The 11,885-nt window shown below is 72.2% G+C and carries 10 protein-coding genes, 1 other RNA gene and 1 pseudogene; 5 read left to right on the plus strand and 7 right to left on the minus strand.

What is annotated here, in order from left to right; all coding sequences use genetic code 11:
• Nucleotides 1-81 precede the first annotated feature (81 nt).
• The 4 genes from ASG70_RS04850 to ASG70_RS04865 all read right to left on the minus strand — a co-directional run bounded on the left by ASG70_RS04850 (nucleotide 82) and on the right by ASG70_RS04865 (nucleotide 5,815).
• A complete protein-coding gene (locus ASG70_RS04850) occupies nucleotides 82-255 on the minus strand; it encodes a CsbD family protein (RefSeq protein ID WP_056882678.1) in 174 nt (57 codons plus the stop codon).
• 140 nt (nucleotides 256-395) lie between these two features.
• Nucleotides 396-3,776 (minus strand): pyruvate carboxylase, encoded by a 3,381-nt coding sequence (locus ASG70_RS04855; RefSeq protein WP_056882679.1) that lies wholly within the window; start codon nucleotides 3,774-3,776, stop codon nucleotides 396-398.
• Between the two features lie 191 nt (nucleotides 3,777-3,967).
• Nucleotides 3,968-4,990 carry an NADP-dependent oxidoreductase gene (locus tag ASG70_RS04860; protein ID WP_156399814.1) on the minus strand — a complete coding sequence of 341 codons (1,023 nt, stop codon included), beginning with the start codon at nucleotides 4,988-4,990 and terminating at the stop codon, nucleotides 3,968-3,970.
• A 183-nt stretch (nucleotides 4,991-5,173) separates the two neighbouring features.
• Nucleotides 5,174-5,815, minus strand: a complete 642-nt coding sequence (locus ASG70_RS04865) for a fasciclin domain-containing protein (RefSeq protein WP_056882681.1) — start codon at nucleotides 5,813-5,815, stop codon at nucleotides 5,174-5,176.
• 275 nt (nucleotides 5,816-6,090) lie between these two features.
• Here ASG70_RS04865 and ssrA point away from each other — a divergent pair.
• Nucleotides 6,091-6,457, plus strand: a transfer-messenger RNA (tmRNA) gene (gene ssrA, locus ASG70_RS18780).
• Between the two features lie 543 nt (nucleotides 6,458-7,000).
• A pseudogene (locus ASG70_RS19835) lies at nucleotides 7,001-7,333 on the plus strand (phosphatase PAP2 family protein); the annotation flags it as partial.
• A gap of 42 nt (nucleotides 7,334-7,375) precedes the next feature.
• Here ASG70_RS19835 and ASG70_RS19160 read toward each other — a convergent pair.
• The 3 genes from ASG70_RS19160 to ASG70_RS04885 all read right to left on the minus strand — a co-directional run bounded on the left by ASG70_RS19160 (nucleotide 7,376) and on the right by ASG70_RS04885 (nucleotide 9,084).
• A complete protein-coding gene (locus ASG70_RS19160) occupies nucleotides 7,376-8,017 on the minus strand; it encodes a YgjV family protein (RefSeq protein WP_056882682.1) in 642 nt (213 codons plus the stop codon).
• Between the two features lie 67 nt (nucleotides 8,018-8,084).
• On the minus strand, nucleotides 8,085-8,468 hold the full coding sequence (trxA, locus tag ASG70_RS04880; protein WP_056882683.1) for a thioredoxin: 384 nt from the start codon (nucleotides 8,466-8,468) through the stop codon (nucleotides 8,085-8,087).
• 4 nt (nucleotides 8,469-8,472) lie between these two features.
• The gene (locus ASG70_RS04885) at nucleotides 8,473-9,084 is read right to left on the minus strand and encodes an SIMPL domain-containing protein (protein ID WP_056882684.1); all 612 of its coding nucleotides are present in this window, start codon (nucleotides 9,082-9,084) and stop codon (nucleotides 8,473-8,475) included.
• 81 nt (nucleotides 9,085-9,165) lie between these two features.
• Between ASG70_RS04885 and ASG70_RS04890 the strand changes: the two genes are divergently transcribed.
• Genes ASG70_RS04890 through ASG70_RS04900 form a run of 3 tightly spaced genes read left to right on the plus strand, consistent with a single transcriptional unit; the run spans nucleotide 9,166 to nucleotide 11,874 of the window.
• Complete coding sequence (locus ASG70_RS04890) at nucleotides 9,166-9,873, plus strand: class I SAM-dependent methyltransferase (RefSeq protein ID WP_082590099.1); 708 nt, start codon at nucleotides 9,166-9,168, stop codon at nucleotides 9,871-9,873.
• A gap of 9 nt (nucleotides 9,874-9,882) precedes the next feature.
• The gene (locus tag ASG70_RS04895; protein WP_056882685.1) at nucleotides 9,883-10,353 is read left to right on the plus strand and encodes a hypothetical protein; all 471 of its coding nucleotides are present in this window, start codon (nucleotides 9,883-9,885) and stop codon (nucleotides 10,351-10,353) included.
• A gap of 18 nt (nucleotides 10,354-10,371) precedes the next feature.
• Entirely contained in the window at nucleotides 10,372-11,874 is a 1,503-nt protein-coding gene (locus ASG70_RS04900; RefSeq protein WP_255353789.1) for an amino acid permease, read from the plus strand.
• The last annotated feature ends 11 nt before the right edge of the window (nucleotides 11,875-11,885 follow it).

Raw genomic sequence — 11,885 nt, forward strand, 5'->3', positions numbered from 1 at the left:
GAAGCGGGGGCGGTGCGGCGACGCCGGGACGGTGGTCCCGGGTCGCCGCGCCGCCCCCGCTTCGCGTGGGTGCGCGTGCCGTCAGTGCTTGAAGGCGTCCTTGACCTTCTCGCCGGCCTGCTTCACGTCGGCCTCGGCCTGGTCGGTGCGGCCCTCGGCCTCGAGGCGCTCGTCGTCGGTGGCCTTGCCCGCAGCCTCCTTCGCCTTGCCCATGGCGTCGTCCTTGCTGTTGTCCAGCTTGTCGGTGAGTCCCATGACTGCACTCCATTCGTCTGGCCTGCGGTGATTTCGGACATGCACGGCGAGTGGCCGCTTCTTGACCTCCGTGCGCTTCGACCGTAACCCGAACACGGGAGAACCGCAGGTCAGCGGTAGTGCAGCCCAGGGCCGACGGCCTAGGAGCCCAGGACGAGGAGCAGGTCGCCGCCCTCGACCTGCTGCTGGGAGCCGATGGCCAGGCGGGTGACGGTCCCGGCCACCGCGGCGGTGATGTTGGCCTCCATCTTCATGGCCTCGATCGTGGCGACCACGGCTCCAGCCTCGACGACGGCGCCCTCCTCGACGGCCAGGCTCACGACCCCCGCGAAGGGGGCGGCGACCTGCCGCTGGTCGGAGGGGTCGGCCTTCTCGGCGGCCTTGACGTCCACTGCGACCTTCTCGTCGCGCACCTGGATCGGGCGCAGCTGGCCGCCCATGGTGAACATGACCGTGCGCATGCCGCGGTCGTCGGCGTCGGAGACCGACTGCAGGCCGATGAGCAGCCGCTTGCCGGGCTCGAGGTCGATCTCGTGCTCGTGCCCGACCTCGATGCCGTGCAGGAACTCGCGCGTGCCCAGCACCGCGAGGTCGGAGTAGGCGTCGCGCGACCTCTCGAAGTCCTTGGTCGGCCCGGGAAAGAGCAGGCGGTTGAGCGTCGGGCGCGGGGCCGCCCGCAGGGCCGCGGCGTCCTCCTCCGACAGCTCGGTGACCCGGGGCCTGGGGTTGCGGCCCTCGAGCGCCTTGGTGCGGAAGGGCTCGGGCCAGCCACCGGGCGGGTCGCCGAGCTCGCCGGACAGGAACCCGATGACCGAGTCGGGGATGTCGTACCGGGTCGGGTTGGCCTCGAAGTCGTCCGGGTCGGCCTTCGCGCCCACCAGGGCCAGCGCCAGGTCGCCGACGACCTTGCTGCTCGGGGTCACCTTGACGATGTTGCCGAGGATGCGGTTGGCGGCGGCGTACGTGTCCTCGACGGCCTCGAAGCGGTCGCCGAGCCCGAGGGCGATGGCCTGCTGGCGCAGGTTGGACAGCTGGCCGCCCGGGATCTCGTGCTTGTAGACCCGACCGGTGGGTGCAGGGATCCCCGACTCGAAGGGGGCGTAGACCTGGCGCACCGCCTCCCAGTACGGCTCGAGGTCGTTGACGGCAGCCAGGTCCAGACCGGTCGCGCGAGGAGTGCCGTCCGTGGCGGCGACGAGGGAGGACATCGACGGCTGGCTGGTCGTGCCCGACATGGCCGCGCTCGCGACGTCGACCGCGTCGACCCCGGCGTCGATGGCCGCGAGGAGGGTGCCGAGCTGGCCGCCCGCCGTGTCGTGCGTGTGCAGGTGGACGGGCTGGTCGAACCGCTCGCGCAGGGCCGTGACCAGGGTGCGGGCGGCAGGCGCCCGCAGCAGCCCGGCCATGTCCTTGATGGCGATGACGTGCGCCCCGGCCTCGGCGATCTGCTCGGCCAGGTGCAGGTAGTAGTCGAGGGTGTAGAGCTTCTCGCCGGGGCTGGTGAGGTCGCCGGTGTAGCAGAGCGCGACCTCGGCGACGGCCGTGCCGGTCGCGCGCACGGCGTCGACGGCCGGGCGCATCTGGCTCACGTCGTTGAGCGCGTCGAAGATGCGGAAGATGTCGATGCCCGTGGCCGCGGCCTCGGTGACGAACGCATCCGTGACGGCGGTGGGGTACGGCGTGTATCCGACGGTGTTGCGCCCGCGCAGGAGCATCTGGAGCGGCAGGTTGGGCATCGCCTCGCGCAGCTGGGAGAGCCGGTCCCACGGGTCCTCGGCGAGGAAGCGCAGGGCCACGTCGTACGTCGCCCCGCCCCAGGCCTCGACGCTGAGCAGCTGCGGGGTCAGCCGGGCGACGTGGGGGGCCACGTGCATGAGGTCGCGGGTGCGCACCCGCGTCGCGAGCAGCGACTGGTGGGCGTCGCGGAAGGTCGTCTCGGTGACGGCCACGGCCTCCTGGGCGCGCAGCGCGTCGGCGAAGGCCTGCGGACCCTCGCGCAGCAGCCGGTCGCGCGCGCCGGGCGGCACCGGCGAGGAGGTGTCGAGGGCGGGCAGCTTCGAGCGCGGGGAGATGGTGGTGCGCCCCGCTCCGTGGGGCTGGTTGACGGTGACCTCGGCGAGGTAGGTGAGCAGCTTCGTGCCGCGGTCGGCCGAGATCCGCGCCGTACGCAGCTCCGGCCGCTCGTCGATGAACGCGGTCGACAGGCGCCCGGCCTGGAAGTCCGGCTCCTCGAGCAGCGCCTGCAGGAAAGGGATGTTCGTCGAGACGCCACGGATGCGGAACTCCGCGAGGGCGCGGCGGGCGCGCCGTACGGCCGTGGGGAAGTCGCGACCGCGGCAGGTGAGCTTGACCAGCATCGAGTCGAAGTGGGCGCCGATCTCGGCGCCGACGAACACCGTCCCGCCGTCGAGGCGCACGCCGGCGCCGCCGGCGGAGCGGTAGGTGGTGATGCGGCCGGTGTCGGGGCGGAACCCGTTGGCCGGGTCCTCGGTGGTGATGCGGCACTGCAGGGCGGCACCGCGGATCTGCAGCGACTCCTGGGACAGCCCGAGGTCGGCCAGGGTCTCACCGCCGGCGATCCGCATCTGCGAGCTGACGAGGTCGACGTCGGTGATCTCCTCGGTGACCGTGTGCTCGACCTGGATGCGCGGGTTCATCTCGATGAACACGTAGCGGCCGTCGGGGGCGAGGAGGAACTCGACGGTGCCGGCGTTGACGTAGCCGATCTCCCGGGCGAACGCGACGGCGTGCGCGCACATCTGCTCGCGCAGGGCCGGGTCGAGGTTGGGCGCCGGGGCGATCTCGACGACCTTCTGGTGGCGGCGCTGGACCGAGCAGTCGCGCTCGAACAGGTGGATGACGTTGCCCTCGCCGTCGGCGAGGATCTGCACCTCGATGTGGCGCGGGCTGACCACGGCCTCCTCGAGGAAGACGGTCGGGTCGCCGAAGGCGGACTCCGCCTCACGCATGCAGGCCTCGAGCGCGTCGCGCAGGTCCTCGCGGCGCTCCACGCGCCGCATACCCCGACCGCCGCCACCGGCCACCGCCTTGGCGAAGACGGGGAACCCGATCTCCTCGGCGCCCGCGACGAGCTCGTCGACGTCGGTGCTGGGGGGAGCGCTGCGCAGGGTGGGCAGACCCGCCTGCTTGGCCGCGGCGATGGCGCGCGCCTTGTTGCCCGTGAGGTGCAGGACCGAGGCCGGCGGCCCGACGAAGGTGACGCCCGCCGCGGCGCAGGCCTCCGCCAGGTCGGGGTTCTCGGACAGGAAGCCGTAGCCGGGGTAGACCGCGTCGGCGCCGGCCTCCACCGCGGTGCGGACGACGCCCTCGGGGTCGAGGTAGGCGCGGACGGGGTGGCCGGGCTCCCCGATCTCGTAGGCCTCGTCGGCCTTGAGCACGTGCTCGGACTTGCGGTCCTCGTACGGGAACACCGCGACGGTCTTCGCGCCGAGCTCGGTGGCCGCCCGGAAGGCCCGGACCGCGATCTCTCCTCGGTTGGCGACGAGCACCTTGCTGAACACGAGACCTCCTGCGGGAGCTGCGGGGGAAGACCACTCGGACGGGCGTGCACGGCGAGTCTATTGAGCGCTCGCGTGGTGAGACAGCCTGACCGCCATGCGGACGCGCCGAGGGCGGACCGGGTTTCCGGTCCGCCCTCGGCGGGTGGTGCTGGCGGTGACTGGCGAGCGTCGCCGTCACCGCTTCGGCCTGCTCAGAGGCGCACGACCATCTTCCCGGTGTTGCCGCCGCTGAGGAGGCTGCGGAACCCCTCGACCGCGCTCTCGATGCCTTCGACGGCGGTCTCACGCCACGCGATACGGCCGTCGGCAAGCCACGCCGACATCTCGCGCTCGAACTCGGGGCGCAGGTCCTCGTGGTCGTTGACGAGGAAGCCGCGCAGGGTCAGCCGCTTGCCGATCGCCTGGAACAGGTTGCGCGGGCCGGGAGCCGGCTCGGTCGCGTTGTAGGCCGAGATGGCGCCGCACATGGCCACGCGTCCCTGCGGGCGCAGCGCGGAGATGGCGGCCTCCAGGTGGTCGCCGCCCACGTTGTCGAAGTAGACGTCGACGCCCTCGGGCGCGGCCCCGCGCAGCCCCTCGGCGATCGGCTGGGCCTTGTAGTCCACGACCCGGTCGAAGCCGGCCTCGTCGACCGCCCAGCGCACCTTGTCGGGGCCGCCGGCCGAGCCGACGACGAGCGAGGCGCCCTTGAGGCGGGCGATCTGGCCGACCAGTGAGCCGACGGCGCCGGCCGCCGCGGACACGAAGACGCGGTCGCCCTCGCGCAGCTCGGCGGTGCGCAGGAGGCCGGCGTACGCGGTGCGGCCGGTCATGCCCATCACCCCGAGGTACGCCGAGGGGGAGGCGAGCGTGGTGTCGACGACCCGCGCGTGCCGACCCTCGACCAAGGCGTGCGTGCGCCAGCCGTACGGGTGCAGCACCGTGTCGCCCACCTGCACGGGGCGGCCGGTCGCGTCGACGACCTCGCCCTCGAGCGCCTCGACGACACCGACGGCGTCACCGGTCATGGGCTGGCCGAGCTCGAACGGGGCCACGTAGGACTTCGCGTCGTTCATCCGCCCGCGCATGTACGGGTCGACGGAAAGGAAGGTGTTGCGCACGAGGACCTGTCCGGCTGCCGGCACGTCGAGCTCTGCCTGCACGAGGGAGAAGTCGGCGTCGACGGGCTCGCCGTGGGGACGGCGGACGAGGTGCCACTGGGTGCTGGTCGTCACGGGGGAGGTGCCTTTCACGAGGGGGTGAGGCCGAGGAACGGGCCCGTCGTGGCAACCGGCCCTGTCGTGGCGCTGTTCCCCGGACGGCGCGGAGGTGGGATGTCCCACAGGGCACGCCTGAGGCGGCAGCCGCACGGCCGCGGCACCGGGGTGCCGCGACCGTGTGGGCCGTGTCCTGCGTGGTCAGAGGTCGACCGGGCGCAGGACCTCCGAGACGCCATGGGCGATCTGCTCGTTGCCCATGTTGATGTTCGGGCGCACGACCTTCGCGTTGAGGGCGTCGGGGTCGGCGTCCTTGAGGCGCACCTCGTGACGCGAGAGGACCTTGACGGTCAACGTGCCCCCGCCGGCGGTCGTGAGCGTCGCGCCGTCGGACCGCAGCGCCTGCCGGTAGGTGACGGTGGCACCGGGCACCACGTGGTAGAGCAGCACGGCCTCGACCGTCGGGATGCCCAGCGACGCCACGTCGGTGAACACGGCCGACTCCGACGAGTACGTCTTGCCCGTGAGGTCCGAGGCGAGCCGGCGGAACGCCCGATCGGTCGGCAGGAACGCGGTCAGCGGCACGGTCCCGTCGGCCAGCACGGCCACCGGCGACTTCGGGTCGGCTTTGAGCACGGCCTGGACCGCGTTGTCGACGATGTCGAAGTCGTCCCAGTTGCGGTCGAACCCCGAGCCGTCCTTCGCGAGGACGGCAGCGAGGCTGCGGGTACCGCTCGGTCCGTGGTCCGCGCCGTGGGCGGAGGCGGACGGAGCGACGGCCAGGGCGCTGGCCACGGCGAGGCCGAGAGCGGCCAGTGAGGTGGTGATGCGTCGTACGGACATGCATGTCTCCTTGATCCACTGCGGTGTGGACGGTCCCGGACCGGGGTCACCGCTGGCCGCGGTCCGGACCCTGCGTCCGTGCTTCGGAGCGGTCACCCCAGCAGATTGGACAGACCTTGGACAGCTCGAGGGCCCGAGGGCGGCGGCCCGGCGTTGGAAATAGATGCGGGAGCTGTCGGCGTTGGACGCTACGATCGGCAAAGACAACTGAACAGCGTGTGTGTGAGCACCCCGTGCACCCAGCGTCGGCTCGTGAGCCGGCGGCACCGGAGCATGGGGGTGATCGGTTTCGACATTGGTCGGCATTTCAGGGGAAGCGGGTCGAGGATGCCTGGTTATCTCGTTAACGCTCCTGGCAAACCAATAGGTGCCAATTCCAAGCGCACCGACTTCGCCCTCGCCGCCTGAGCGAGCCTCGAAGTCCGTCAGCCTGAGTTAGTTCTCGTCTCAGTGTCTGGCGTCAGCTAGAGAACTTGCTGCGCAGCCATGTCGGGGGGCTGCGCGGGACTCCTACTCGACTGGGCCTGTCAGCGGACGTGTGCGTGCGAGCGCTGGGGCCGAGAAAATCCGCAGCGCACTGCACCCGGAGAAGCCCTGGTTTCCCGTCAATGGACGCGGGTTCAATTCCCGCCACCTCCACCATCGTGCCCACACCCACGCACCAGCTGTCAGGAGGGCCCGGCTCAGGCGCCGGGCCCTTCGTCGTCCCCGGATGGGTGCCGGCCCGCTGCGCATCCGGTGCGCCCTTGCGAGGATGGGGCGATGCTGCGCGACGACACCCCCCACGAGGAGCGGATCGGTCCCCGGGACCTGACCGCCTGGCCGACCCCGCCGGGGCGCGCGCTCGCGCGGGCCGCCCTGGCCGCCGGCAGGGGAGCGGCGCGCCTGGGCGCCTGGGGCGCTGCCAACCTCGTCCTCGTCCTCACCGCCCTCGTCGGCGGCGTCGTCGTGACCGCCCTGGTCGCCGCGGTCGCCCAGGTCTACGAGTCGGTGGTCGAGGCCGACGGCCTGGCCGGGCTGGACCGGCCCGTGCTGGACGCCGCGGTGGGCCTGCGCAGCAGCGGGCTCGACCATGCCGTCACCCTCTACACCGACGTGGGCGGACCCGTGGGCATGCCGGTGCTCGCCCTGCTCGCGACGCTGGTGATGGTCCTCCGCTGGCGCTCGCGGACCCCCGTGGTGCTCATGGTGATCGCGGCTGCGGGTTCGCTGGCGATGACCATCGCGGGCAAGGACCTCGTCGCCCGCGCCAGGCCGCCCCAGACCCTCGCGGTCCCGCCGTTCGAGACCTCCCCGTCGTTCCCGAGCGGGCACACGCTCAACGCCACCGTCCTCACCGGTGTGGCCGTGTACCTCGTGCTGCGCCGCGTCGAGTCTGCCCGCGGGCGCGCCGCCGTCGTGGGGGCCGGCCTGGTGTTCGTGCTCACCATGGGCCTGAGCCGCGTCTTCCTCGGCCACCACTGGCTCACCGACGTGGTGGCCGGCTGGGCCCTCGGCCTGGCCTGGGCCGCGGTGGTCGTCACGGCGCACCGCCTCTACCTGACCGTCCGCCAGGACCGCTCAGGCCAGGTCGGCCACCCAGTGGTCGCCCTCCGCACGGAAGCCGAGCCGCGCGTAGTAGGGGTTGAGCATCCCCGGCGGGGTGATGATGCGCCGGATGCCCTTGCCCCGGAAGAGGCCACTGCTGCGGTAGACGAACTCCCCGGGTGAGAAGTCCCTGAAGCGCGGCGTCACGTAGTCCAGCTCGACCTGCGCCACCCCGTCGCCGGCGTCGCGCACGACGACGACCCCGACGGTCTCGTTGCCGCGTTCGACGAGGTAGGCGCTGCGGCCCTCGCCGAGGACCGGCGCTGCATCCCCGGTCGCGGGCTCGAAGCGGGGGAAGTGCTTGCGGATGTCCGCGGCCTGCACCTTGAGGAAGTGCTGCAGGTAGGCCTCGTCGGGTCCGACGGGCACGACCTCGTAGACCTTGTCGTCGCCCCGCTCACGCAGCAGCCGGGAGATGAAGACGATGTTGATGCCGGCGATGACGACGTTCATCGCCACCATCGGCCACACGTGCACGAGGGCGTTGAACGCAGTGAGCGTGCAGCTCGCGACCAGGTTGAGCAGCCGGAACCGCAGCACCCGGGCCTGCAGGAGCGAGAACACCAGCAACGACGACCCTGCCCAGCCGAGGGTCTGGACCCACCACGTTGTCATGGCTGAAGTGTGGCGTACTGCGACCGGGCTCCCCGCCGCAGCAGCCGAGGGCCACAGCGGCCGAGCGTCAGCTGCCCTGCTGGGGCGCCCCCGCCCGCTGTGCCTCGACGTCGGCCTTGACGGCCTCCATGTCCAGCGCCTGCACCTTGGTGATGACGTCCTCGAGCATGGGCGCGGGGAGCGCGCCGGCCTGGGCGAAGACGAGGATGCCGTCGCGGAAGGCCATGAGCATCGGGATCGAGGTGATGTTGGCGGCAGCGGCGAGCGCCTGCTCGGCCTCGGTGTCCACCTTGCCGAAGACGATGTCGGGGTGCTGCTCGGAGGCGGCCTCGTAGACCGGCCCGAAGCGCTTGCACGGGCCGCACCACTCGGCCCAGAAGTCGACGAGGACGGTGCCCTCGTCGAGGATGGTCTTCTCGAAGTTCTGCGCGGTCAGGGTCGTGCTGGCCATGTGCCTACTTCCAGTCCCAGCGGACCACGACGGTCGTGGTCACGGTGTTCTCGCCCAGCTCGACGAAACCGTCCGTCGTGCGCGCGGCCATCAGGGCCATCCGCGGCTGGGGTCCTCCTTGCACAACGTCGGTCACGGCGAGGACCTTCCCGAGCTCCCGCCCGGCCAACGCGGCGTACTGCTCGGCCTTGGACCGGGCGTCGGCGAACGCGGCGTCACGGGCGCTCGCGAGCAGGGGCCGTGGGTCGGCCAGCTCGAGGCCGAGGTGGTCGACGGTGAGGGCGTCGCCGGCCGCCCCCGCGAACGCGGAGACGAGGCTGCCGGCGCGAGCGGGGTCGCGCACCGTCACCGACAGGGTCTGGTAGGCGTTGTAGCCCAGCACCGTGGTGCCCTCCCGGTCGTGCCGCGGCTGCACGCCGGTGTCGGTGGTGCGCAGGTCCGAGGGCTCGACCCCGTGGTCGCGGGCGGCCTGGGCGAGCGCGGCGGTCCGGCCCGCCGCGTCCGTCAGGGCGGAGGAGACGTCGTCGGCCTCGCAGCGGACGCCCACCCGCAGGCGCACCACGTCCGGGACCGCGGAGGCCTGGCCGGTGCCGCTCACCTCGATGTGGCTGCTCATCGGCCCAGCGTAGGTCGTGCGGTGTCGGCCCGACGTGGTTGGCTGGTGGTCGCACCGTCGGAACAGGACAGGAACCACCGCATGACCCAGCACCCGGCTGCTCCCGCCCCGGCCCTCGAGGGGATCCGCCTGCCCTCGCCGTCGGACATCGACGTCGAGCAGGTGCGCCACTACTGGGACGAGTTCGCCGCGGAGTACGACGAGTACCCCGACCACGGCCTGCTCGACCCCGACATGCGCGCCGCGTGGAAGGACCTGCTGCGCACGTGGCTGCCGGCCACCCCGAGCCGGGTCGCGGACCTCGCCTGCGGCACGGGCACGCTCTCGGTCCTCGCGGCCGAGCTCGGCCACGAGGTGAGCGGGGTCGACCTCTCCGAGGAGATGGTCGCCCTGGCCACGGCGAAGGCGGCACCCTTCGGCCGGGCCGTGGCTGTGGTGCAGGGTGACGCCGGCGAGCCGCCCCTGGCACCGGGCACGTTCGACGTGGTGCTGGCCCGCCACGTCCTGTGGACCCTGCCCGACCCGCTCGCGGCACTGCGCGCCTGGGCCGGCCTGCTGCGGCCCGGTGGTCGCCTCGTCCTCGTCGAGGGCCGGTGGGGTCTGGAGGGCGCCGACGGCAAGCCGGCGGCCCCCTGGCGCGCCGGGGTCCCGTCGCACGAGCTGGCCGCTGTGGTGCGCGAGCTCGTCGGTGAGCCCGCGGTGGTGCAGCTGACCGACTCGGTCTACTGGGGCAAGGAGATCGAGCACGAGCGCTACCTGCTCACGGCCCGGCTGGCGGACACGGCATGACCACCCGTCATGGCTGACGCGCCCTCCGAGCTGGCACCGCCCGGTACGGCGAGCCGTGCGGTCCAGCTCGTCGGCTGGGTCTTCGTGGTGCTCGCCGCTCTCATGGTCCCGTGGACGGTCTACCTGTCCCTCAACCTGCCACGGCACCACTTCGCCTCCCACTACGACCTCGCCTGGGGTGGCTTCGACGCGGCCATGCTGGTCTCGCTGGCAGCCACCGCCTGGTCGGCCCTGCGCCTGCACACGACCCTGCCTCCACTGGCCGCCGTCACCGGGACGCTGCTGGTCACCGACGCCTGGTTCGACGTGGTGATGTCACCGACGGCCCACGAACGCTGGGTCGCGGTCGCCATGGCGGTGCTGGTGGAGCTACCGCTCGCGGGGGTCTGCCTGTGGCTGTCGGTGACCGGTCACCAGCTCGTCGTGCGCCGCCTGCGCCGCCGGCGCCCCCGGCGTCCCGGTTTGCGCCCCCGGTCCTGAGCCGCCACAGTCCTTGGGGTGAGCGAAGCGACGAGCAGCACCGCGACCCACCCGACGGACGGCAGGACAGGCCCCGGTTCGCCGGGCGTCGCGGACACCCAGCTCCAGGCCGGGCTGAAGCCGCGCCACGTCACCATGATCTCGATCGCCGGCGTCATCGGTGCCGGACTGTTCGTGGGTTCGGCCAAGGCCATCGCGACCGCCGGCCCCGCCGTGCTCGTCGCCTACGCGCTCGCCGGGGCGCTCGTCGTGCTGGTCATGCGCATGCTGGGCGAGATGGCGACCGCCCAGCCCGACACCGGTTCGTTCTCGACCTACGCCGACCGTGCCCTCGGACGCTGGGCCGGCTTCTCCATCGGGTGGCTCTACTGGTGGTTCTGGGTCATCGTCATCCCCGTCGAGGCAACGGCGGGGGCGCTGATCCTCGGCGACTGGTTCCCCGCGGTGCCGCAGTGGCTCTTCGCCCTGCTCATCACCGGGCTGCTCGTGGCGACGAACCTGTTCAGCGTCGGCAACTACGGCGAGTTCGAGTTCTGGTTCGCCCTGGTCAAGGTCATCGCGATCGTGGCGTTCATCGGTGCCGGCGTGCTGGCCGTCCTCGGTGTGCTGCCCGGGTCGCACACCTCCGGCGTCGGCCACCTGTGGCACGACGGCGGCTTCATGCCCAACGGCTTCGGTGCCGTGCTCTCGGCGATGCTCGTCACGATGTTCACGTTCATGGGCACCGAGATCGTCACCATCGCCGCGGCCGAGTCGCCCAACCCCGAGGCCGGCATCCGCCGCGCGGTCAACTCGGTGATCTGGCGCATCAGCCTCTTCTACCTGGGCTCGATCTTCGTGGTGGTCGCCCTGGTTCGGTGGAACGACCCGGCCCTGGTGGACCAGAGCTCCGGCTCCTACCAGGTCGCCCTCGAGCGCATGGGCCTCGGCGGGCTGACCACCGTGCTGGAGCTCGTCATCCTCACGGCGGTGGCCAGCTGTCTCAACTCCGCGCTCTACACCGCGTCGCGCATGGCGTTCTCGCTGTCCACGCGCGGGGAGGCCCCCAGGGCCTGGTCCCGGGTCACCTCCCGCGGGGTGCCCGCCTTCGCCATCATCGCCAGCTCGGCCGTCGGCTTCCTCGGCGTCATCGGCAACTACCTGCTGCCCGAGAAGATCTTCGGCTACCTGCTGGCGAGCTCCGGCGCCATCGCCCTGTTCGTCTACCTCGTCATCGCGCTGTCCCAGCTGCGGATGCGGCGCACCCTCGACGCCGAGGGCGCGACGCCGGCCGTGCGCATGTGGCTGTACCCCGGGCTGACCTACGTGACCATCGCCTTCATCGCCGCCGTGCTGGTCCTCATGCTCGTCCGCCCCGGCCACCGGCTCGAGCTCGGCCTGAGCCTGGCGCTGGCCGCGGTCATCCTCGCGATCGGCCTGGTGCGCGGGCGTGGCCGCACAGCCGACGATGCCGGTCGCGATGGGGCCGACCGCCCGGTCGGCGAGACCGTGGGGACCTCGGTTCGGCGTACCCCGCGGTAATCGGGACAATG

Source organism: Phycicoccus sp. Soil748, assembly GCF_001428025.1.
Taxonomy (GTDB): domain Bacteria; phylum Actinomycetota; class Actinomycetes; order Actinomycetales; family Dermatophilaceae; genus Pedococcus.